At 67.3% G+C, this 21579-nt stretch carries 20 protein-coding genes; 14 read left to right on the forward strand and 6 right to left on the reverse strand.

Going from position 1 to position 21579, the window contains the following annotated elements; all coding sequences use genetic code 11:
• Positions 1-5: 5 nt before the first annotated feature.
• The 10 genes from urtD to AC1RU4_RS23070 all read left to right on the forward strand — a co-directional run bounded on the left by urtD (position 6) and on the right by AC1RU4_RS23070 (position 11255).
• Positions 6-806 (forward strand): urea ABC transporter ATP-binding protein UrtD, encoded by an 801-nt coding sequence (urtD, locus tag AC1RU4_RS23025; RefSeq protein WP_492893611.1) that lies wholly within the window; start codon positions 6-8, stop codon positions 804-806.
• Positions 807-812: 6 nt separating this feature from the next.
• Entirely contained in the window at positions 813-1508 is a 696-nt protein-coding gene (urtE, locus tag AC1RU4_RS23030; protein WP_492893613.1) for an urea ABC transporter ATP-binding subunit UrtE, read from the forward strand.
• Positions 1498-2355 carry an urease accessory protein UreD gene (locus AC1RU4_RS23035; RefSeq protein WP_492893615.1) on the forward strand — a complete coding sequence of 286 codons (858 nt, stop codon included), beginning with the start codon at positions 1498-1500 and terminating at the stop codon, positions 2353-2355. The genes urtE and AC1RU4_RS23035 overlap by 11 nt, the downstream gene beginning before the upstream one ends.
• Positions 2356-2423: 68 nt before the next feature.
• Positions 2424-3044, forward strand: a complete 621-nt coding sequence (locus AC1RU4_RS23040) for an urease subunit gamma (protein ID WP_492893617.1) — start codon at positions 2424-2426, stop codon at positions 3042-3044.
• A 63-nt stretch (positions 3045-3107) separates the two neighbouring features.
• Positions 3108-4820 carry an urease subunit alpha gene (gene ureC / locus AC1RU4_RS23045; protein ID WP_492893619.1) on the forward strand — a complete coding sequence of 571 codons (1713 nt, stop codon included), beginning with the start codon at positions 3108-3110 and terminating at the stop codon, positions 4818-4820.
• A gap of 36 nt (positions 4821-4856) precedes the next feature.
• Positions 4857-5615 (forward strand): urease accessory protein UreE, encoded by a 759-nt coding sequence (locus AC1RU4_RS23050; RefSeq protein WP_492893621.1) that lies wholly within the window; start codon positions 4857-4859, stop codon positions 5613-5615.
• A complete protein-coding gene (locus tag AC1RU4_RS23055; RefSeq protein ID WP_492893623.1) occupies positions 5608-6324 on the forward strand; it encodes an urease accessory protein UreF in 717 nt (238 codons plus the stop codon). The genes AC1RU4_RS23050 and AC1RU4_RS23055 overlap by 8 nt, the downstream gene beginning before the upstream one ends.
• Positions 6325-6338: 14 nt before the next feature.
• Positions 6339-6983 (forward strand): urease accessory protein UreG, encoded by a 645-nt coding sequence (gene ureG, locus AC1RU4_RS23060; RefSeq protein WP_492893625.1) that lies wholly within the window; start codon positions 6339-6341, stop codon positions 6981-6983.
• Between the two features lie 153 nt (positions 6984-7136).
• On the forward strand, positions 7137-9422 hold the full coding sequence (locus AC1RU4_RS23065; RefSeq protein ID WP_492893627.1) for a putative bifunctional diguanylate cyclase/phosphodiesterase: 2286 nt from the start codon (positions 7137-7139) through the stop codon (positions 9420-9422).
• 78 nt (positions 9423-9500) lie between these two features.
• Positions 9501-11255, forward strand: coding sequence for an ArnT family glycosyltransferase (locus AC1RU4_RS23070; RefSeq protein ID WP_492893629.1), 1755 nt, complete (start codon positions 9501-9503; stop codon positions 11253-11255).
• A 3-nt stretch (positions 11256-11258) separates the two neighbouring features.
• On the opposite strand, the gene metC is transcribed toward AC1RU4_RS23070, so the two are convergent.
• Both metC and AC1RU4_RS23080 read right to left on the reverse strand, forming a co-directional pair.
• Entirely contained in the window at positions 11259-12449 is a 1191-nt protein-coding gene (metC, locus tag AC1RU4_RS23075; protein WP_492893631.1) for a cystathionine beta-lyase, read from the reverse strand.
• Positions 12433-12639: a hypothetical protein gene (locus tag AC1RU4_RS23080; protein WP_492893633.1), complete on the reverse strand. Its 207-nt coding sequence runs from the start codon at positions 12637-12639 to the stop codon at positions 12433-12435. The genes metC and AC1RU4_RS23080 overlap by 17 nt, the downstream gene beginning before the upstream one ends.
• An 80-nt stretch (positions 12640-12719) precedes the next feature.
• Between AC1RU4_RS23080 and AC1RU4_RS23085 the strand changes: the two genes are divergently transcribed.
• The 4 genes from AC1RU4_RS23085 to AC1RU4_RS23100 all read left to right on the forward strand — a co-directional run bounded on the left by AC1RU4_RS23085 (position 12720) and on the right by AC1RU4_RS23100 (position 17254).
• Positions 12720-13736: an amino acid ABC transporter substrate-binding protein gene (locus AC1RU4_RS23085; RefSeq protein WP_492893635.1), complete on the forward strand. Its 1017-nt coding sequence runs from the start codon at positions 12720-12722 to the stop codon at positions 13734-13736.
• A gap of 175 nt (positions 13737-13911) precedes the next feature.
• Positions 13912-15054: an amino acid ABC transporter permease gene (locus AC1RU4_RS23090; protein ID WP_492893637.1), complete on the forward strand. Its 1143-nt coding sequence runs from the start codon at positions 13912-13914 to the stop codon at positions 15052-15054.
• A 10-nt stretch (positions 15055-15064) separates the two neighbouring features.
• The gene (locus tag AC1RU4_RS23095; RefSeq protein ID WP_492893639.1) at positions 15065-16441 is read left to right on the forward strand and encodes an amino acid ABC transporter permease; all 1377 of its coding nucleotides are present in this window, start codon (positions 15065-15067) and stop codon (positions 16439-16441) included.
• A 15-nt stretch (positions 16442-16456) separates the two neighbouring features.
• Positions 16457-17254, forward strand: coding sequence for an amino acid ABC transporter ATP-binding protein (locus AC1RU4_RS23100; RefSeq protein ID WP_492893641.1), 798 nt, complete (start codon positions 16457-16459; stop codon positions 17252-17254).
• Positions 17255-17403: 149 nt separating this feature from the next.
• Here the strand turns inward: AC1RU4_RS23100 and sseA are convergent, their stop codons facing one another.
• The 4 genes from sseA to AC1RU4_RS23120 all read right to left on the reverse strand — a co-directional run bounded on the left by sseA (position 17404) and on the right by AC1RU4_RS23120 (position 21576).
• Positions 17404-18255 carry a 3-mercaptopyruvate sulfurtransferase gene (sseA, locus tag AC1RU4_RS23105; protein WP_492893643.1) on the reverse strand — a complete coding sequence of 284 codons (852 nt, stop codon included), beginning with the start codon at positions 18253-18255 and terminating at the stop codon, positions 17404-17406.
• A 36-nt stretch (positions 18256-18291) separates the two neighbouring features.
• Positions 18292-19005, reverse strand: a complete 714-nt coding sequence (locus AC1RU4_RS23110) for an alanyl-tRNA editing protein (RefSeq protein WP_492893645.1) — start codon at positions 19003-19005, stop codon at positions 18292-18294.
• A complete protein-coding gene (locus AC1RU4_RS23115; protein ID WP_492893647.1) occupies positions 19005-20036 on the reverse strand; it encodes a cysteine synthase A in 1032 nt (343 codons plus the stop codon). The genes AC1RU4_RS23110 and AC1RU4_RS23115 overlap by 1 nt, the downstream gene beginning before the upstream one ends.
• 91 nt (positions 20037-20127) lie before the next feature.
• Positions 20128-21576, reverse strand: coding sequence for a cryptochrome/photolyase family protein (locus AC1RU4_RS23120; RefSeq protein WP_492893649.1), 1449 nt, complete (start codon positions 21574-21576; stop codon positions 20128-20130).
• Positions 21577-21579 lie beyond the last annotated feature (3 nt).

Raw genomic sequence — 21579 nt, forward strand, 5'->3', positions numbered from 1 at the left:
CCGCCATGAGCGATATCGACCTGCTCGATGCCGACGCGACGCCGGCAACCAAGAAGAGCCTCACCGAGGCGCTGCTCTATCTCGACGGCGTCACCGTGACCTTTGACGGCTTCCGGGCGCTGAATTCGCTGTCCTTCACCGTCGATCCCGGCGAGATGCGGGCCATCATCGGCCCCAATGGCGCCGGCAAGACCACGATGATGGACGTGATCACCGGCAAGACCCGGCCCGACAAGGGCGACGTGTTCTTCAGCGGCGGCACCACCGACCTTACCAAGCTGGACGAGACGCAGATCGCCACGCTCGGCATCGGCCGCAAGTTCCAGAAGCCGACCGTGTTCGAAATGCACACGGTGCTCGACAATCTGCGCCTGGCGCTCAAGGGGCAGCGCTCGGCCCTGCCGAACATCTTCCGCAAGGAGACGGCGGCGCAGCGCGAGCAGATCGACGAGATCTTCGAGACCATCAAGCTGACCGAGCACCGCGACCGCCTCGGCGGCGCGCTCTCGCACGGCCAGAAGCAGTGGCTGGAGATCGGCATGCTGCTGGCGCAGGACCCGAAGCTGCTGCTGGTCGACGAGCCGGTAGCCGGCATGACCGATGCCGAGACCGCGCAGACCGCCGAATTGCTGCGCGAGATCAATGCCAACGGACATTCCGTGGTGGTGGTCGAGCACGACATGACCTTCGTGCGCGATCTCGGCGTGCGGGTGATGTGCCTGCATGAAGGATCGGTGCTGGCCGAAGGCACGCTCGATCAGGTCAGCGCCAATGAGCGTGTCATCGAAGTCTATCTGGGGCGTTGAGGGGTCATGCTGGAAGTTCAGGACATCGACCTTTTCTACGGCGCGGCGCAGGCGCTGCGCGGGGTGTCGCTCAAGGCGGAAGCCGGCAAGGTGACCTGCGTGCTGGGACGCAACGGCGTCGGCAAGACCAGCCTGATGCGCGCCATTGTCGGGCAGCAGAATGTGGCCAAGGGCGCCATCCGCTTCGACGGCGCCGACATCACCACGCTCGCCCCCTCCGACCGGGCACGACGCGGCATCGCCTTCGTGCCGCAGGGGCGGGAGATCTTCCCGCTGCTTACCGTCGCCGAGAATCTGGAGACCGGCTTCGCGCCGCTGAAGCGCGCCGACCGCTCCATTCCCGACGACGTGTTCTCGCTGTTCCCGGTGCTCGATTCGATGCTGCGCCGGCGCGGCGGCGACCTGTCCGGCGGCCAGCAGCAGCAGCTCGCCATCGGCCGCGCGCTGGTGATGCGGCCGAAGGTGCTGGTGCTGGACGAGCCGACCGAGGGCATCCAGCCCTCGATCATCAAAGACATAGGCAATGCGATCCGCTACTTGCGGAGCAAGGGCGATATGGCCATCGTGCTGGTCGAGCAGTATTTCGACTTCGCCAAGGAACTCGCGGACCATTTCATCGTGATGGAGCGTGGGGCGGTGGTGATGTCGGGCGATGGCGCCGCCCTCGAGGACCCGGATGTACGTAACCGCATTGCCGTGTGAGCCTGCCGCCGGGAACACGGTTCCCGGCGATCTTCGCTCCCGCGGCCGCCTGTTCCTGCATGCTCGCGCCGGCGGTGGGCGCACCATTCCCGAGCGTATCGAGGAAGAGGGGCCGAGCCGGATCCGCTTTCCCGCGGCCGCCCGCCGCGGCCGTTCGCTCGAAGGCATCATCCTCAATACCGGCGGCGGGGTGGCCGGAGGCGATCATTTCGAGACCCGCGTCCGGGTGGGCGAGGGCTCGCGCCTGGTGCTCACGTCGCAGGCAGCCGAGAAGTGCTACCGGTCCGACGGCGCGCTGTCGCGCATCGGTGTCGACGTGAGCATCGAGGCGGGGGCGAGCCTCGACTGGCTGCCGCAGGCCACCATCGTCTTCGAGGGGGCGCGGCTTGCCCGCACCATCCGCGCGGAGGTGGCCGGGGATGCGCGGCTGCTGCTGATGGAATCGGTGGTGCTGGGCCGTACCGCGCGCGGCGAGCGCTTCACCTATGGCCGCCTTACCGACAGCTGGCGCATCCGCCGCGACGGCCGGCTCGTCTATGCCGACGGGCTGGCCCTGGACGGCGACGCCGGCACGGTGCTGCGGCGCGGCGCCTGCGCGCAGGGCTGGGCCGCCTTCGCCACCATTCTTCTGGTCGCACCGGATGCCATGGGCCGCCTCGAATCGCTGCGCGAGGTCGCCGAGGCGCTGCACGCGGCGCGCGAGGACGTCGAGCTCGGCGTCAGCGCCTGGGACGGCATGGTCTCCGCCCGCCTGCTCGCCCGCGACGGCGCCGGGCTGGAAGTCGCCATCCGCCGCCTGATCGCGCCGCTGGGAGTTTGCGACCCGCCGCGCATCTGGCATTTCTGATGCATTCGATTTGACCTGTTTCGCCGACGCATCTCGACCGCCGCCAGGACTGACCCGGAGTAGCACTGATGAATCTGAGCCCGCGCGAAAAGGACAAGCTACTCGTCGCCATGGCGGCGATGGTCGCCCGCCGGCGGCTGGAGCGGGGCGTGAAGCTCAATTATCCGGAGACGGTGGCGCTGATCACCGACGTGGTGGTGGAAGGCGCGCGCGACGGCAAGAGCGTCGCCGAACTGATGACGCTGGGCGCCAATGTGCTGACCGCCGACCAGGTGATGCCGGGCGTGGCCGAGATGATCTACGAGATCCAGGTCGAGGCGACCTTCCCGGACGGGACCAAGCTGGTCAGCGTGCATGAGCCGATCCGTGGGGCGGCGCACGGCCCGGTGCCGGGCGAGGTCCTGTTCGAGGAGGGCGAGATCGAACTGCTCGCCGGCCGCGAGACGGTGACGCTCACCGTGTCCAATACCGGCGACCGGCCGATCCAGGTCGGCAGCCACTATCACTTCTATGAGACCAACCCGGCGCTCTCCTTCGACCGCGAGCTGGCGCGCGGCAAGCGGCTCGCTATCCCGAGCGGCACGGCGGTTCGCTTCGAGCCCGGCCAGTCGCGCGAGGTCGCGCTGGTGGAGGTTTCCGGCAAGAAGGAAATCTATGGCTTCCGCCAGGCGGTCATGGGTCGTCTCTGACCGTTTCCGGGTCCGCCCGGCCGCCCGCTTCTCCTGTTTCCCGCTTCGATCGGATACGTCTCCATGGCCATCAAGATTTCCCGTGCCGTCTATTCCGAGATGTTCGGGCCGACCACGGGCGACCGCATTCGCCTCGCCGATACCGCGCTCATCATCGAGGTGGAGAAGGATTTCACCGTCTATGGCGAGGAGGTGAAGTTCGGCGGCGGCAAGACCATCCGCGACGGCATGGGCCAGGCGCAGATGACGCGCGCGCAGGGCACGGTAGACACCGTGATCACCAATGCGGTGATCCTCGATCATTGGGGCATCGTCAAAGCCGATATCGGCCTGCGCGACGGCATGATCCACGCCATCGGCAAGGCCGGCAACCCGGATATCCAGCCCGGCGTCGACATCGTCATCGGGCCGGGCACCGAGGTGATCGCCGGCGAGGGCAAGATCATCACCGCCGGCGGCTTCGACAGCCACATCCACTTCATCTGCCCCCAGCAGATCGAGCATGCGTTGATGTCGGGCGTCACAACCATGCTCGGCGGCGGCACCGGCCCGGCGACCGGCACCAACGCCACCACCTGCACGCCCGGCGCCTGGCATATCGAGATGATGCTGCGCTCCTTCGAGGCGTTCCCGGTCAATCTCGCGCTCTCCGGCAAGGGCAACGCGTCGCTGCCGGGCGCGCTGGTGGAGATGGTCGAGGCCGGCGCCTGTGCGCTGAAGCTGCACGAGGACTGGGGCACCACGCCCGCCGCCATCGATTGCTGCCTGTCGGTCGCCGACGACTACGACGTGCAGGTGATGATCCATACCGACACCTTGAACGAGAGCGGCTTCGTCGAGGACACCATCGCCGCCTTCAAGGGCCGCACCATCCATGCCTTCCACACCGAGGGCGCCGGCGGCGGCCATGCGCCGGACGTGATGAAGGTCGCCGGCCTGCCCAACGTGCTGCCGTCCTCCACCAACCCGACCCGGCCGTTCACGGTGAACACGCTCGACGAGCATCTCGACATGCTCATGGTGTGCCACCATCTCGACCCGCTGATCGCCGAGGACCTCGCCTTCGCCGAGAGCCGCATCCGCAAGGAGACCATCGCGGCCGAGGACATCCTGCACGATCTCGGCGCCATCTCGATGATGTCGTCCGACAGCCAGGCGATGGGCCGCCTCGGCGAGGTGGTCACCCGCACCTGGCAGACCGCCCACAAGATGAAGCTGCAGCGTGGCCCGCTGCCCGGCGACAGCGAGCGCCACGACAATGCCCGCGCCAAGCGCTATGTGGCGAAATACACCATCAACCCGGCCATCGCCCACGGCATGTCGCGCCATATCGGCTCGGTGGAGCCGGGCAAGCTGGCCGACCTCGTCATCTGGTCGCCGGCCTTCTTCGGCACCAAGCCGGACATGGTGATCAAGGGAGGGGCGATCGTCGCGGCGCAGATGGGCGACCCGAACGCCTCGATCCCGACGCCGCAGCCGGTCCACTACCGCGAGATGTTCGGCGCCTTCGGCAAGGCGCGTACCGCCACCTCGCTCACCTTCGTCTCCAAGGCGGCGGTCGAGCTCGGCATCGGCGCGCGGCTGGGGCTGGAGAAGCGGGTGGTCGGCGTCGACAATGTGCGCGGCGGCATCGGCAAGGCCTCCATGATCCACAACGACGCCACGCCGCATCTGGAGATCGACCCGGAAACCTATGAGGTGCGCGCCGACGGCGAGCTGCTCACCTGCGCGCCGGCGCAGGAGCTGCCCATGGCGCAGCGCTACTTCCTGTTCTAAGGGTTGGGGGCTGGGCCAGCCTTCAAGGAGACGATCATGATCCGCGCTCGCACGCTGCTTCCCGCCGGTACCTGGAATGAAGCCACCGCCGCCGACCGCGTGGTGCTGCCGCATGACGGCCGGCACCGCCGGCGCATCGCCATGCGCGGCGAGGGCGACGTGGTGTTCCTGCTCGACCTGCCGGAGGCCACGCGGATGAAGGATGGCGACGGCATCGCGCTGGAAGACGGACGCCTGGTGGCCGTCGTCGCCGCCGCAGAGCCGGTGGCGGAGATCGTGGCGCAGGATGCGCATCACCTCGCACGGCTCGCCTGGCACCTCGGCAACCGCCATGTGCCGGCGCAGCTTCTGGCCGACCGCATCCGCATCGCCCGCGATCCGGTGCTGGAGGAGATGGCGCGCGGGCTCGGCGCGACCGTCGCCGTCGTCGAGGCGGCGTTCGAACCGGAAGGCGGCGCCTATGAGGCCGCCGAAGCGCATGGCCACGATCACGCGCAGGCCAACCACGATCATCACGACCACGACCATCACGAACACGAGCACCATGAGCACCACGAGCATGGGCACGACCATCACGAACACGGACCGGATTGCGGCTGCGGGCATGATCATGGCGACCACGGGCACCACCACCCTCAGCACGACGTGATCCATATCGGCAGCGCGCCGGCCGCCGAGGCGCACCAGCATGGCCACGACCATGACCATGACGAGAGCTGCGGCTGCGGCCACGATCACCACGCGCATGATCACGACCACCACCACCCCAAGGACCATGGCCACAAACATGGCTGATGCAGGCCGGGGCGGGGCGGTCGGCACGGACGAGGCGCCCGACCTCATCGCCCTGTTCGTCTGGCTGTCGCCAGCCTATCCGGTCGGCGCCTTTGCCTATTCGCACGGCCTCGAATGGGCAGTCGAGACCGGTGACGTCAAGACTGCCGCCGGCCTGCAATCCTGGGTCGACGATCTGCTGCATCATGGCGGTCCGTTCACCGATGCCGCGCTGCTTGCCCATGCCTGGCGGGCGGTGGCGGCAGGCGACGACGCGGCCTTCGCCGAGGTCGCCGAGCTCGCCGCCGCCTTCGCGCCCTCGCGCGAGCGGCAGATGGAGACGCTCAACCAGGGCGACGCTTTTCTTTCGGCCACCCGGACCGCCTGGCCGGCGCCCCGGCTGGACCGCCTGTCGGTGGCGTGGACGGGGCGGGTGGCCTATCCGGTGGCGGTCGGTGCTGCCGCCGCCGCCCACGGCCTGCCGCTGCCGCCGACGCTGGTCGCCTTCCTGACAGCGGTGGCGGCCAATCTCGTTTCCGCCGCGGTGCGGCTGGTGCCGCTCGGCCAGACCGACGGCAACCGCGTGCTCGCCGCCTGTGCGCCGATGGTGCGCGCGATCGCCGGGCGGGCGGCTCGCACCGATCTTGATGACCTGGGCGGCGCGGCCCTGCGTTCCGACATCGCCTCGATGCGCCACGAAACCCAGTACACACGCCTGTTTCGCAGCTAGCGAGGAACACCATCATGAGCGAGAGCAATGGCCCGCTGCGCGTCGGCATCGGCGGCCCGGTCGGTTCGGGCAAGACGGCGTTGATGGAGGCGCTGTGCCGCGTGTTCCGCGACCGTTACGATCTGTGCGCCATCACCAACGACATCTACACCAAGGAGGATGCGGAGATCCTCACCCGCGCCGGCGCGCTGCCGGCCGAGCGCATCATGGGGGTGGAGACCGGCGGCTGCCCGCATACCGCCATCCGCGAGGACGCCTCGGCCAATCTCGCCGCCATTGCCGAGATGCGCGGCCATTTTCCCCGCCTCGACCTGATCCTCATCGAATCGGGCGGCGACAATCTCGCGGCGACCTTCTCGCCCGAGCTCGCCGACATCACCATCTATGTCATCGATGTCTCGGCCGGCGAGAAGATCCCGCGCAAGGGCGGGCCGGGCATCACCCGTTCCGACCTCCTGGTGATCAACAAGATCGATCTCGCCCCCTATGTCGGCGCCTCGCTGGAGGTGATGGACCGCGACTCCCGGCGCATGCGTGGCAAGCGTCCCTATGTATTCGCCAATGTCCGTGCCGGGCAGGGGGTCGACGAGGTCGCGCGTTTCATCGAAGAGGCCGGCGGCCTGGTGGCATCGCATATCGCGGAGGTTGTAGAGCCGTAGACGTTGCCCTGCTTGTGCCCCACTATGGTAGAGGCCGACGCCTGTACGGAAACGGTGCGGACACGGTCTTCGTCGCAATGGCCCCGCGCAAAGGCGGGATCGACAGTCCAGCTCATTCGGTATCTGACCTGACCCTCACGCAGCAGGTGGACGATGGCGTTTCCGATACCCGAGAACGAGGCGGATCGGCTGGCCGAACTCCATGCGCTGGAGATTCTCGATTCGGGTTCGCTGGGTGGGTTGGATGGACTCTGCGCACTCGCGCAACAGGCGATCGGGGTGCCGTCCGTCTGCGTCGGCCTCGTCGATCGGGATCGCCAGTGGTTCCTGGCCCGAATCGGCTTCGAGCAGCAGACAACCTCCCGCCGCCACTCCTTCAGCACATGGACGATCGCCGGTTCCGATCTGCTGGTGGTGCCGGACACTCATGACGACGCGCGTTTCGTCGACAATCCCTATGTGCGGTCGGCTCCGGCGATCCGCTTCTATGTCGGTTCGCCGATCGCCCTGCGGCCTGGGCTGAATATCGGCTCGCTATGCCTGTTCGGTCCCGAGCCGCGTCGGGTCACCGCGGCGGAGACGGAGCTGGTTCGCCACATCACGCAACTGGTGGTCGACCAGTTGCGCCTCTACGAGGCGAACCGGCGGACCCAGCGCGAACTGGACCATCGGCGGACCAGCCAGCAATTGCTGGAGACGCAGAGCCGCGAGCTCTGGCGTCGTCAGACGCTGCTGGGGCAGACCGAGCGGCTGGCGAAGGTCGGTGGATGGGAATACGACGTCGCCACGCAGCGGCTGAACTGGTCCGACGGCGTGTTCCGCATCTATGGCGTCACGCCGGCCCGGCAGCCCTCGGGTTCCGTCGCCCTGTCGCATTTCCCCGGCGAGGCGCGCCAGCAATTAACCCGCAAGTTCGAAGCCGCCCTGCGCACCGGCGAGGGCTTCGACGTCGAGCTGCCCTTCGTCAACGCCCAGGGGCATCACCGCGTGGTGCGCAAGACCTGCGAGGTGGAGATGCTGGACGGCAAGGCGGTGCGCGCCTTCGGCATCCTGCAGGACGTCACCGACCAGAAGGAGGCGGAACAGCGCATGTGGTACATGGCCAACCACGATGCGCTGACCGACCTGCCCAATCGCGGCCTGCTGCGCGAGAAGCTCGACGCCGCGCTCCGGCGCAGCCGCCGCTCCGGCGGGCATATCGCCATCCTGCTCATCGACGTCGACCAGTTCAAGGACGTCAACGACACGCTGGGGCACGATGCCGGCGACGCCTTGCTGGTGGAAGCGGCGCAGCGACTGCTGTCCTGCGTCGGCGAGGTCGACACGGTGGCGCGCCTCGGCGGCGACGAGTTCATCGTCCTGCTGGAGCGGGCGGAGGCGGCTGCCGACGCCATGGTCACGGCCCAGCGCATCCTTGACGCGCTCAGCCTGCCGTTCATGTATCGGCGGGCGGCGCTCTCCTGCCGCAGCAGTATCGGCGTTGCGGTGTCGCCGCAGCATGGCGGCGACCCGGTCACGCTCCTGAAGAATGCCGACATTGCGCTGTATCGCGCCAAGCTGGGCGGACGCGGCGTCGCCGCCGAATACGATCTCGGCATGCAGCAGGCGACCGAAAACCGCCTGCAACTGGCTTCGCGCATCCGGTTGGCATTGAAGAACGGCGAACTGCAACCCTATTACCAGCCGAAGATCGCGCTCGATACCGGCGAGATCGTCGGCTTCGAGGCCTTGCTGCGCTGGCGCCATCCGCGCCGGGGCCTGCTCGGGCCCGGCGAATTCGGGCCGGTCTTCGACGATGCCGATCTCGCCGTCGCCATCGGCGAGCGGGTATTGCAGCTCGTCACCCGCGACATGGCCATCTGGACCGCCGCCGAATGCCGGTTCGGCAATGTCGCGATCAATGTCAGCTCCGCCGAATTCGCCCGTGGCGAATTGCCCGAACGGGTGCTGACCGCGCTCGATGCGGCCGGCCTGCCGCCGGCATGCCTGGCGGTGGAGGTGACCGAGACGGTCTTCCTCGGCCGCGGCGCCGAGAATGTGCGGCTCAGCCTGCAGCAGCTGAGCCAGGCCGGCATCCGCATCGCGCTCGACGATTTCGGAACCGGCTATGCCTCGCTGTCGCATCTCAAGCAGTTTCCGGTGGACAGGATCAAGATCGACCGCTCCTTCGTACAGGATATCGAGCGCGACATCGACGATGCGGCGATCGTGCGGGCGGTCATCAATCTCGGCCGCAGCCTCGGCATCAAGACGGTCGCCGAAGGCGTGGAGACGCCGGCGCAGGCCGCCTATCTGCGCATGAACGGCTGCGATTTCGCGCAGGGCTTCCTCTATTCGAAGGCGTTGCCCGCCTCCCGCGTGCCGGCGCTGCTGCGCGGGTGGACACCGCGCGCGCCCGTCGTCGATGGCGACATGCTCGTCCGGCCCGGCATGGCCTGACGGCGAGGCCGCCTGTCGCCGACGTTTCGACCGCACCTGCTTCTGGTATGGTCCTCGCAAGAATGACGGGGCAGGTGGATGGCGGCAGTGGAAGTCGGGCGCAGGGGACGCGGCAAAGGCATAGGCCGCGAGGGTTGGAGCTTTCCCGGACGCATTGCCGGCCTGTTCGACATCGGTGCGCGCACGAATCGGAACGCCTGCCTGTTCCTTGTGCTGTTTTGCCTGATCGCCTTTCTTCCGGGCTTCTTCAACCTGCCGGTGATCGACCGCGACGAGGCGCGCTTCGCCCTCACGACGCGGCAGATGGTCGATACTAGCGATCTCACCGAACTGCGGCTGGGCGCGGAGGGACGGCATACCCGCCCCTTCGGCCTGCACTGGGTGCAGGCGAGTATCGTCGGGCTGGCGGAAGCGGTCGGCGTGTCGCGGGCGACGCAGGCGATCGCCCTCTATCGGCTGCCCTCGCTTGCCGCCGCCATTGGTGCGGCGCTGCTCACCTTCTGGGCGGCTCTGGCCTTTGTCGGTCGTCGCGCGGCCCTGTTCGCAGGCCTGCTCATGGCCTCGTCGGCGGCGCTCGGCGTGATGGCCCGCATCGCCACGCCCGACGCGGTGCTGGTGGCGGCCGTCGCCGCGGCCATGGGAGTCGCCGGCCGGCTCTATCTGTTCGAGTCTGCAGCCGGGGGTCCGCGCATGCCGCCCCCGGATACGGCCCGGCTGGCATCGATCTTCTGGGCGGCGATCGCGGGGGCGATCTTCTTCCGCGGCAGCCTGTCGCCGCTCTATGTGCTGCTGCCGATCGTGTCGATCGGCGCCCTCGACCGGCGCTGGGCCTATCTGCGGCCGCTGGCCTGGCTGCCGGGCATCCTCGCCTGCATCGGCCTCGTCGCGCTCTGGATCTACCTGCGGTTCTTCCTGCCGGGCGGCGTGGAGGGAGATCGCGATTTCCTCGGCCGCATCGCGCCGCCCTTCGAAGGATTCGGCGCGCCGCCGGGTGCCTATCTGCTGATGTTCTGGGGGCTGTTCTGGCCTGGCGCGCCCCTGGCGGCGCTGGCGGCGCCTATCCTGTGGAAGGCCCGTCGGCTGAGGGCGGTGCGCTTCCTCCTCGCCTGGGTGCTGCCCGCCTGGGTGCTGTTCGAATTGCTGCCCAACAAGATGCCGGTGCACGTGGTGCCGACCTTTCCGGCGATCGCCATTCTGGTCAGCCTGTCGGTGGAGCGGGGGGCACTGGCGCTCACCAATATGCGCCTCGCCCGCCTGCTCTGGCTGTGGCCGCTGATCGGCGCGCTGATCGCCTTCTTCGCGCTGCTGGCGCTCGCGGTGTTCGACCGCACCACCAGCCTCACCGCCTGGCCGCTGCTGCTGATCGGCTTCTTCGCTCTCGTCACCGCCGCGATTTCGGTGCGCGAATACGGGGTGCAGAAGGCGAGCCTGGTCGGCATTGCCGGCATGCTGGTCGCCGGCTTCGGGGTGATGCAGCTGGTGCTGCCGCAGCTGGAGAGCCTCTGGGTGTCGCCGCGCCTTGCCGCAGTGGCGGCGGCCGAGCGCTGCGCCGTCGTGCCAAAGGATCTCGTGCTCGGTTCCGCGGGCTATAATGAACCGAGCCTCGCCTTCCTCGCCCCCGGCGAGGTGCGTTTCATGGACGGAAGCGCGGCTGCCGAGTTCCTGGCGGAAGGCGGCTGCCGGGCGGTATTCGTCGAGCGGCGCCAGGAGACGCGCTTCGTGCGCCGCGCCGAAAATCTCGGCGTCCACATCCAGCGCGGCGCCGATGTGCGCGGCTACGACTACAATGAGGGGCGCCGGGTTCGCCTGTCGCTGTTCCGACGCGCCGACTGAGGTTCAGTCTGCCGGCACCAGCAGCCGCAGTCCCTGTTCGAGATCGGCGATGAGGTCCGCCGGATCCTCGAGGCCGATATGCAGCCGCACGGCCGGCCCGACGGGCGCCCAGCGGGTGGCGGTGCGATAGGTGGAGCAGTCGAACGGGATGGCGAGGCTCTCGAAGCCGCCCCAGCTGTAGCCGAGGCCGAACAACGCCAGCGAATCGAGGAAAGCGTCGACGCTGGCCTTGGTCGCCGGCTTCAGCACCAGGCTGAACAAGCCCGAGGCGCCCTTGAAGTCGCGCGTCCAGATGGCATGGCCGGGATCCTCGGGCAGGCCGGGATGCAGCACCCGCAGTACTTCCGGACGAGCGGCCAGCCAGCGCGCCACCGCCAGCCCGGATTGCTGGTGGCGGGCGAGGCGCACGGACAGGGTGCGCAGTCCGCGCGCGGCGAGGAAGGCGTCCTCCGGCGCCACGGTGATCCCGAGATCGCCATGGGTGGTGCGCAGGCGCGGATAGCAGCGCGCATTCGCCGAGATGGTGCCGAGATTGAGGTCCGAATGGCCGCCGAGATATTTGGTACCGGCCTGGATCGAGATATCCACTCCGACATCATGCGGCCGGAAGTAGAGCGGCGTCGCCCAGGTATTGTCGATCAGCGTGACGATGCCCGCTTTCGCAGCGGCGGCGACGATCGCCGGGACGTCCTGCATCTCGAAGGATTGCGAACCCGGCGATTCGAGGAACACCGCCCTGGTATTCGGCCGGAACAGCGTGGCGATGTCCCCGCCGATGAGCGGGTCGTAATAGGTCGTCTCGATATTGAGGCGCCGCAACACCTCGTTGCAGACGCGTCGTGTGGGCTGGTACGCGGTGTCGACCATCAGCAGATGATCGCCGGCCTCCAGGCAGGACAGGAGGGCGATGCTCACCGCCGACAGGCCGGAGGGGGTGAGCACCACGCCGGCTCCGCCCTCGATTTCGTTCAGCGCCTGCTCCAGCGCCTCCACGGAGGGGTTGCCGCGCCGGCCGTAGCTGTAGCGGCCGGTATGATGCTCGAGGTCATGCACGGTGGGGGACAGCACCGTCGAGCCGCGGACGATCGGAACATTCACAAAGCCGTCAAACCGTTGAGGGTCGCGGCCGGCGAGGGCGAGGACGGTATCCGGCGCATAGGTCGGGCGGTTCATGCCCTTAGGTGACTTCGACATGGAGGATGGCAGCTCTCGACAGGCGGGTGGCCATTGAGCGGAACCGCACCTGCCGCGTCAAGCGCTTGACCGGATCGGAATACATCGCTCTGATGACCTTACGGCCGCACGGCACGTCATGCGAGCAGTCGCCATCGTCTAAGACGAACGGCGTACGCCCTTGCGTCAGGCCCGACGTGTCGAACGGCATGCGACTTGCTTCGCAATCCACACGCATCATCTGCGGTTGCAGATGGTTGCCCGATCAAACCGATGAACAAGGCTGCAAATATGAAACGCCTCCTCTCCACTTTCGCCCTTGCCGGCGCCTTCGGCCTCGCCGCCGTCGGAGCCCAGGCTGCGAAGCTCGATCAGGTGAAGGCCAAGGGCTTTATCCAGTGCGGCGTCAGCCAGGGCCTGCCAGGTTTCTCCAACCCGGACGACAAGGGCAACTGGACCGGCATCGACGTCGACTTCTGCCGGGCCGTGGCCGCGGCGGTGTTTGGCGACGCGAAGAAGGTGAAGTTCACGCCGCTGTCGGCCAAGGACCGCTTCACCGCCCTGCAGTCGGGCGACATCGACATCCTGTCGCGCAACACCACCTGGACGATCACCCGCGATACCTCGCTGGGGCTCAACTTCACCGGCGTGACCTATTACGACGGCCAGGGCTTCCTGATCCGCAAGGACAAGAAGGTCAACTCGGCGCTCGAGCTGTCCGGCGCCTCGGTCTGCACCCAGACCGGCACCACGACCGAGCAGAACGTCGCGGACTATTTCCGCGCCAACAACATGACCTATGAGGTCATCGCCTTCGCGACCGCCGACGAGACCATCAAGGCCTATGACGCCGGGCGCTGCGACGTCTACACCACCGACCGTTCCGGCCTCGCCGCCGAGCGCCTCAAGCTGACGAACCCGGACGACCATGTCGTCCTGCCGGAAATCATCTCCAAGGAACCGCTCGGCCCGGTGGTCAGCCATGGCGACGACCAGTGGTTCGATATCGTGAAGTGGGTGCTGTACGCCCAGGTCAACGCGGAAGAGCTCGGCATCACCTCGAAGAATGTCGACGAGATGCTGAAGTCGACCAATCCCGAGATCAAGCGCATCGTCGGCACCGAGGGCAAGTTCGGCGAAGGCATGGGCATCGGCAACGACTGGGCGTTCCAGATCGTCAAGCAGGTCGGCAATTACGGCGAGATGTATGACCGCAATGTCGGCCCCGACACCCCGCTGAAGCTGGCGCGCGGCACCAACGCGCTGTGGTCGAAGGGCGGCCTGCAATACGCCCCACCGATCCGCTGATCGCGACAGCGTCCCCCGGTCGCAGGACCGGGGGACGTCTCGTGCCGGGCGGCGAGGGACGATACCCGGCATGAGATCGGGCCCGCGCCGTATCGATGAATGGGGCCTCTGCGAGGCGAGGGGATTTATGGCGGATCGGGTTGAGCCGGCTCTAAAGCGCGGCAGTACGTCGTTCATGAATGATCCGAAGGTACGAAGCATCGTCCTTCAGGTGGTGGCATTGGCCCTGGTGGTCTTTCTGGGCTGGATGTTCATCGACAATGCCCGCGAGAACCTGGCGGCGCAGAAGATCGCCACCGGCTTCGGATTTATGGAGAATACCGCCGGCTTCGGCATCAACCAGACCCTGATCCACTATACCGAGACCTCGACCTATGGCCGCGCCTTCCTGGTCGGCATCCTCAACACCCTGCTGGTGGCGGTGGTCGGCATCATCTTCGCCACCATCGTCGGCTTCCTGGTCGGCATCGGCCGACTGTCGAAGAACTTCGTCATCCGCCTGCTGTCCAGCTGCTATGTCGAGTTGCTGCGCAACCTGCCGCCGCTGTTCCAGATCCTGTTCTGGTATCTCGCCGTGCTCAGCGCCATGCCCAACCCGCGCCAGAGCATCTCGATCTTCGGCGAGGCCTTCGTCTCCAACCGCGGCATCATCGTTCCGCGCCCGCTATTCGGCGACGGCACCGGCTACGTGCTGTGGGCGTTCGGCTTCGCCATCCTGGCAACGGTGGTCATCGGCGCCTGGGGCCGCCAGCGGCAGGAGGACACCGGCCGTCCGTTCCCGATGCTGTGGATCGGCCTGGGGCTGATCATCGGCCTGCCGCTCGTCGCCATGACGCTTACCGGCTTCCCCATCACCTTCGAGAGGCCCGAGCTCAGGGGCTTCAACTTCGTCGGCGGCGTGCGGGTCATTCCCGAATTCGTCGCGCTGACGGTGGGTCTTGCGACCTATACCGCCGCCTTCATCGCCGAAAACGTGCGCTCCGGCATCACTTCGGTGAGCCGTGGCCAGACCGAGGCGGCCAATTCGCTCGGGCTGCGCTCCGGCTACACCTTGCGGCTGGTGGTCATCCCGCAGGCCATGCGGGTGATCATTCCGCCGCTGACCAGCCAGTATCTGAACCTCACCAAGAACTCGTCTCTCGCGGTGGCGATCGGCTACCCCGATCTCGTCGCGGTGTTCGCGGGCACCACGCTCAACCAGACCGGGCAGGCGATCGAAATCATCGCCATGACCATGGGCGTCTATCTGGTGCTGTCGATCATCACCTCGGTGATCATGAACGCCTACAACAAGCGCGTCGCACTGATCGAGCGGTGAGGGGAAAGCCATGAACGCGACCACCGACCCATCCGCCTTCGTTCGCGACACTATGCAGACGCCGCTGCCGCCGCCGAGCCTCAATGTCGGCATCGTCGGCTGGATGCGCGCGAACCTGTTCTCCAGTGCCCTCAATACCATTCTGACACTGATCGGCATCGGCCTGTTGCTGCTGGTCGTGCCGCCGCTGGTGCGCTTCCTGTTCATCGACGCGGTCTGGACCGGCGACAACCGCGACGCCTGCCTCGGCGCCCAGGTCGGTGCCTGCTGGCCCTTCATCAAGGCGAAGTTCGCCCAGCTCATCTACGGCTTCTATCCGATCGACCAGCGCTGGCGCGTCGACCTCGTGTTCTTCCTCGGCGCGGCCCTGCTGGTGCCGCTGCTGGTGCTGTCCTGGCCGATGAAGCGGCTGAACTCCTTCCTGTTCTTCGTCGCCTATCCCGTCCTCGCCTTCATCCTGCTCACCGGCGGCAATATCGAGGCGTCGAATTTCCTGCTCGGGCATTTCGGCTTCATGCGGAATGTCGCCGGCGACGCCACCGTGCTCGGCCTGCGCCTCGGCTTCTGGTTCGATTTCCTCATCACCGCCGCGCTGTTCGTCGCGGCGGCATGGGCGATCGGCAAGCTCGCCAGCGGCAGCGGGCGCGGCGCGGCGAAGATGACCGCCTATGTCTTTGCCGGGCTCGGGGCCATCACCTTCCTGTGGGACGTCAATGTCGGTCTCGAGCGGGTCGAGACCCGGCAATGGGGTGGCCTCCTGGTCACGCTGGTCATCGCGGTGACGGGCATCGTCGCCTCGATGCCGCTCGGCATCATGCTGGCGCTCGGGCGACGGTCGAAGATGCCGATCGTGCGGCTGCTGTCGGTGATCTTCATCGAGTTCTGGCGCGGCGTGCCGCTGATCACCGTGCTGTTCTTCGCCACCTACATGCTGCCGCTGTTCCTTCCCTCCGGCGCCAATCCCGATGGGCTGCTGCGCGCGCTGGTCGGCGTGGCGCTGTTCACCGCGGCCTATATCGCCGAGGTGGTGCGCGGCGGCCTGCAGGCGATCCCCAAGGGCCAGTACGAGGGCGCCATGGCAATGGGCCTGACCTGGAGCCAGATGATGCGGCTGATCATCCTGCCGCAGGCGCTGACCCTGGTCATCCCCAGCATCGTGAACAGCTTCATCAGCCTGTTCAAGGACACGACGCTGGTGCTGATCGTGTCGATCTTCGACTTTCTCGGCCAGCTGCGCGCCTCGTTCACCGATCCCAACTGGGCGACGCCGGTCACGCTCTATACCGGCTTCGCCTTTGCCGGCATCGTTTATTTCTTCTTCTGTTTCGGCATGTCGCGCTACTCGCTGTTCGTGGAGCGTCGGCTTAATACTTCACACAGGCACTGAGCGACGGAGACTGTCATGACCGAAGCCCACTCGATCGTTTCGAGCGACGAACTTCCCGCCGTCCACACCCCGCCGAGCCGTGAGGTCGCGGTGGAACTGGCCGGCGTCCATAAATGGTATGGCGAGTTCCATGTGCTGAAGGACATCAACCTGCGGGTGCATCGCGGCGAGCGCATCGTCATCTGCGGCCCGTCCGGCTCCGGCAAGTCGACCATGATCCGCTGCATCAACCGGCTGGAGGAACACCAGCAGGGCTCGATCGTGGTCGACAACGTGGAACTCACCAACGACCTGAAGCGGATCGACGAAATCCGCCGCGAGGTCGGCATGTGCTTCCAGCACTTCAACCTGTTCCCGCATCTCACCATTCTGGAAAACTGCACGCTGGCGCCGATCTGGGTCCGCAAGACGCCCAAGAAGGAAGCCGAGGAACTGGCGATGCACTTCCTGAGGAAGGTGAAGATCCCGGAGCAGGCCAGCAAATATCCCGGCCAGCTCTCCGGCGGCCAGCAACAGCGCGTCGCCATCGCCCGCGCCTTGTGCATGAAGCCGAAGATCATGCTGTTCGACGAGCCGACCTCGGCGCTCGACCCGGAAATGGTCAAGGAAGTGCTGGAGACCATGGTCAGCCTCGCCGAGGAAGGCATGACCATGCTGTGCGTGACCCATGAGATGGGTTTCGCCCGGCAGGTGGCCAACCGGGTGATTTTCATGGATGCCGGGCAGATCATCGAGATGAACGAGCCGAACGCGTTCTTCTCCAACCCGCAGCATGAGCGCACCAAGCTGTTCCTCAGCCAGATCCTGCACTGAGAATGCCGCGACACTGGAATGCGAACGGCCGCCCCACGGGGCGGCCGTTTCGATGTGCGTGGGAGAAGGCGGCGGCCCGCGCCGGGTGCATCTGCCTGCCCCGCGGGTATTCTTCCCGGCCGGCCTGTGAGCCGCGCCCGGTTCCCGGTTCAGGCCGGGCCGATGGCGATCAGCCGGTCGGATGCCCCCCATTCCGACCATGAGCCGTCATAGAGCGCGACGGGCGGCGTACCGAGGCTGTCCAGCGCCATCCACAGGATGGCGGCGGTGACGCCGGAACCGCAACTGGTGATCACCGGCCTGGCCGGGTCGATGCCGGATGCTGCAACGGCGGCGCGCAGTTCGTCCGGGTCGCGCAACTGGCCATTCGCCACCACATCGCTGAACGGCAGGTTATGCGCGCCGGGAATATGCCCGGCCCGCACGCCGGGACGCGGCTCCGGCGCCTCGCCACGGAAGCGTTCGCCCGAGCGCGCGTCGAGGATCTGCGCGCTGCCGGTTGCGCTCACCTCCGCCACTTCGTCCATGGTGGCGACGAGGCTGCGGTCGAGCCGGGCGGTGAAATGTGCCGGCGCGCGCGCGACGTCGCCGCTTTCCAGCGCGTGCCCTTCGGCGCGCCATTGCGGCAGGCCGCCTTCGAGCACGACGACGTTCTTCGCGCCGAACACCGTGAAGGTCCACCAGGCGCGCGCCGCCGAGAACAGGCCGAGGCTGTCATAGACGACGACGGTCATGTCGTCGCGGATGCCGAGCGCACCCATGGCGGTGCTGAACTGCGCTTCCGAGGGCAGCATATGCGGCAGGCCGCTCGCCTGGTCGGCGACGGCGTCGATGTCGAAGAATACCGCGCCGGGAATATGCGCCGCGCGATATTCGTCCCGCCCGGAACGCCCGCTCGCCGGCATGTGCCAGGAGGCGTCGACGATGGCGATGTCCGGCGCGCCAAGGCGCTCGGCAAGCCAGTGCGCGGAAACGAAGCGGCTGTTCGGCGAGGTGGTCATGAATGTGCTCCTGGCACGATGGGCTGTGCGGCCGCGTCAGGCGAAGGCAAGCCGGACGCGGCGATTCTGCTGGCCCTTCTTCTCGATCCTGGCAACGGCGACCGCACCGATTTCACCGAGGCGGCGCACATGGGTGCCGCCGCAGGGCTGGAGGTCGATGCCCTCGATCTCGACCAGCCGCACCCGGCCGCTGCCGATCGGCGGCTTTACCGACATGGTCTTGACCAGACCGGGATTGGCGAGGAGCTCCTCGTCGGGAATCCAGCGGTCGGTCACCGCCGCGTCGGTCGCCACCATCGTGGCGAGTTGCTCCGTGATGGCGTCCTTGTCGAGGCCGCCGTCGGGAATGTCGAAATCGAGCCGGCTCTCCCGGTCGCCGATCGACCCGCCGGTCACCGGGTAGGGCAGGGCGACGGAAAGCAGATGCAGCGCGGTGTGCATGCGCATCCGTCGATGACGCGGTGCCCAGTCGAGCCGCGCGATGACGCTGTCGCCCATCGCCGGCAGCGCCGCACCGGCGGCGGGCAGGTGCACGACATCCGTCTTGTCGGCGGAATAGACGGCGCCGGCGAGGACGATCTCGCTGCCGTCGGCGGCGACCAGCCAACCGGCATCGCCCGGCTGGCCGCCGGCGGTGGCGTAGAACACCGTGCGGTCGAGCACGATCCCGCCTTCGGGCGTCACGGCGACGACCGTGGCCGGCGTCTGCGCGAGATAGGCGTCGTCGCGGAACAACAGCTGGGTTGCCATCAGACCATCACGCTCGGCACGTCGATCTTGCGTTCCAGCCAGCCGGGAACCGGCAGGCCCTTCTCGCGCAGGAAATCGGGGTTGAAGAGCTTGGACTGGTAGCGGGTGCCGAAATCGCACAGGATGGTCGCGATGGTATGGCCGGGCCCCAGTTCCCTGGCGAGGCGGATGGCGCCGGCGATGTTGATGCCGGAGGAGCCGCCCAGGCACAGGCCCTCGAACTCCAGCAGGTCGAACACGATCTGCACCGCCTCGCTGTCGGGGATGCGATAGGCGACGTCGATCGGCGCGTCTTCCAGATTGGCGGTGATGCGGCCCTGGCCGATGCCCTCGGTGATGGAGGAGCCCTCGGATTTCAGCTCGCCGGTGGTGTAGTAGCTGTAGAGCGCGGCGCCGAACGGGTCGGCCAGCGCGATCCTGACATTTGCATTGCGTTCCTTCAGCGCGATGGCGACGCCCGCCAGCGTGCCGCCGGTGCCCACCGCGCTGACGAAGCCGTCGACCGTGCCGTCGGTCTGTGTCCAGATTTCCGGGCCGGTGGTTTCGATATGCGCCTGCCGGTTGGCGATATTGTCGAACTGGTTGGCCCAGACGGCGCCGTTCGGCTCGGTCTTTGCCAGTGCCTCGGCAAGGCGACCGGAGACCTTCACGTAGTTGTTGGGATTCGAATAGGGCACGGCCGGCACCTCGACCAGCGTGGCGCCGGCAAGCCGCAGCATGTCCTTCTTTTCCTCGCTCTGCGTCTCGGGAATGACGATCACCGAGCGGAAGCCGAGCGCATTGCCGACCAGGGCAAGGCCGATGCCGGTATTGCCGGCCGTGCCTTCGACGACGACGCCGCCGGGCTTGAGCTGACCCCTGGCGACCGCATCCTGAATGATGAACAGCGCTGCGCGGTCCTTCACCGACTGGCCGGGATTGAGAAATTCCGCCTTGCCGAGAATGGTGCAGCCGGTCGCTTCCGAGGCGCGCTTCAGTTTTATGAGCGGCGTGTTGCCGATCGCCTCGACGAGACCGTTCCGAATATCCATGGTGCTGATTTCATGTGTCGGTTCAATGGGGCCATGAAGGTAGTAGCGCAGAACCGGCTCGGCAACCGTTCCCGTGGTCATTCGGCATCCATCAATCCCCAGCTGAGTGGCCATAGGCCTCGAGCGCGCGCCGCCGGGCGGAGGCGTGCTCGACGATGGGATGCGGATAGCTGCGGCCAAGTGCGACGCCGGCGCGCCGCAGCACCTCCGGCTTGGCCAGCCACGGCCGGTGAATATCGGCGCTGGGCAGCTTGGCCAGCTCGGGCACGAAGCGGCGCACATAGGCGCCTTCGGGATCGAATTTCTCGCCCTGCAGCAGCGGGTTGAAGATACGGAAGTAGGGCGCCGCATCGGCGCCGGAGCCGGCGACCCATTGCCAGCTCGCGGCATTGTTGGCCGGGTCGGCATCGACCAGCGTGTCCCAGAACCATGCCTCGCCCCGCTGCCAGTCGACGAGCCCGTGCTTGGTGAGGAAGGAGGCGACGATCATCCGCACCCGGTTGTGCATCCATCCCGTCTGCCAGAGCTGGCGCATGCCGGCATCGACGATGGGATAACCGGTGAGGCCGCGCCGCCAGGCGCGCTCGAAAGCGTCGTCGCTCTTCCAGGGAAAGGCATCGAAGCGCGGATTGACGTTCCGCGTCGCCAGTTCCGGGTGGTGGAACAGCAGGTGATAGGAGAATTCCCGCCAATAAAGCTCGCTGCGGAGCTTCTCGACATCTCGCCCGTTCGCCTCACCAGCCGCCGCCGCGTGCTCGGCCGCGGCCAGAACCTGAACCGGCGAGATATTGCCGAAGCGCAGGAAGGGCGACAGGCGGGACGTGTGCTCGCCATCCGGCCGGTCGCGCTTGTCGGCATATCCGTGAATGCCGTGGGCGAGGAAAGTGCCGAGCGCCGTGCGCGCACCGGCTTCGCCCGGCCGCCAGGCATCGCGCAGGCCGCCGGCCCAATCCGGCCCGTCGGGTTCCAGGTTCCAGTCCTCAGCGCGATCGCCGGGAAGGGCGGGTGCGGCGGGCCATGCTCTCGGCGTCGGGACCGGCGGGCGAGTGCCGAGCGATGCGGCGGCGCGATAGAACGGCGTGAACACGCGATAGGGGCCATTCGTCCTGGTGCGCACCGTCCAGGGCTCGTGCAGCAGCGTGCCGGAATGGCTCGCCACCGAGATGCCGGCCTCCGACAGTTCCGCCTTCAGCTCCCGGTCCTGCGCGATGGCGCCAGCCTGATAGCGCCGGTTCCAGTGAACCGATGCCACGCCCGCCTCGTCGACGAGGCTGCGCGCCACCCGGTTCGCCGGCCCGCTTCGCAGCAGCAGCCGGCCGCCCAGCGCCTCGATGTCGTCGGCGAGTGCCGCGAGCGAGCGCCCGAGCCACCAGCGCGCCGCGCCGCCGATGCGCCTTATGTCCGGCGTCTCGTCGTCCAGCACGTAAAGCGCGATCAGCGGCCGCTTCTCCGCCATTGCGGCGGCCAGGGCGGGATTGTCGGCGAGGCGAAGATCGTCGCGGAACCAGAGAAGGACCGGCGATTTGGGCGGATGTGTCATGAG

Source organism: Ancylobacter sp. GW821-FHT10E12, from assembly GCF_058809335.1.

Coding starts and splice junctions, on each gene's coding strand:
- metC (WP_492893631.1), bottom strand. CDS start 12,449: ATGTCGAAGTCACCTAAGGGCATGAACCGCCCGACCTATGCGCCGGAT.
- AC1RU4_RS23100 (WP_492893641.1), top strand. CDS start 16,457: ATGACCGAAGCCCACTCGATCGTTTCGAGCGACGAACTTCCCGCCGTC.
- urtE (WP_492893613.1), top strand. CDS start 813: ATGCTGGAAGTTCAGGACATCGACCTTTTCTACGGCGCGGCGCAGGCG.
- AC1RU4_RS23085 (WP_492893635.1), top strand. CDS start 12,720: ATGAAACGCCTCCTCTCCACTTTCGCCCTTGCCGGCGCCTTCGGCCTC.
- AC1RU4_RS23070 (WP_492893629.1), top strand. CDS start 9,501: ATGGCGGCAGTGGAAGTCGGGCGCAGGGGACGCGGCAAAGGCATAGGC.
- AC1RU4_RS23115 (WP_492893647.1), bottom strand. CDS start 20,036: ATGGATATTCGGAACGGTCTCGTCGAGGCGATCGGCAACACGCCGCTC.
- sseA (WP_492893643.1), bottom strand. CDS start 18,255: ATGACCACCTCGCCGAACAGCCGCTTCGTTTCCGCGCACTGGCTTGCC.
- AC1RU4_RS23120 (WP_492893649.1), bottom strand. CDS start 21,576: ATGACACATCCGCCCAAATCGCCGGTCCTTCTCTGGTTCCGCGACGAT.
- AC1RU4_RS23050 (WP_492893621.1), top strand. CDS start 4,857: ATGATCCGCGCTCGCACGCTGCTTCCCGCCGGTACCTGGAATGAAGCC.
- urtD (WP_492893611.1), top strand. CDS start 6: ATGAGCGATATCGACCTGCTCGATGCCGACGCGACGCCGGCAACCAAG.
- ureG (WP_492893625.1), top strand. CDS start 6,339: ATGAGCGAGAGCAATGGCCCGCTGCGCGTCGGCATCGGCGGCCCGGTC.
- AC1RU4_RS23065 (WP_492893627.1), top strand. CDS start 7,137: ATGGCGTTTCCGATACCCGAGAACGAGGCGGATCGGCTGGCCGAACTC.
- AC1RU4_RS23080 (WP_492893633.1), bottom strand. CDS start 12,639: ATGCCGTTCGACACGTCGGGCCTGACGCAAGGGCGTACGCCGTTCGTC.
- AC1RU4_RS23110 (WP_492893645.1), bottom strand. CDS start 19,005: ATGGCAACCCAGCTGTTGTTCCGCGACGACGCCTATCTCGCGCAGACG.
- AC1RU4_RS23090 (WP_492893637.1), top strand. CDS start 13,912: ATGAATGATCCGAAGGTACGAAGCATCGTCCTTCAGGTGGTGGCATTG.
- AC1RU4_RS23055 (WP_492893623.1), top strand. CDS start 5,608: ATGGCTGATGCAGGCCGGGGCGGGGCGGTCGGCACGGACGAGGCGCCC.
- ureC (WP_492893619.1), top strand. CDS start 3,108: ATGGCCATCAAGATTTCCCGTGCCGTCTATTCCGAGATGTTCGGGCCG.
- AC1RU4_RS23095 (WP_492893639.1), top strand. CDS start 15,065: ATGAACGCGACCACCGACCCATCCGCCTTCGTTCGCGACACTATGCAG.
- AC1RU4_RS23040 (WP_492893617.1), top strand. CDS start 2,424: ATGAATCTGAGCCCGCGCGAAAAGGACAAGCTACTCGTCGCCATGGCG.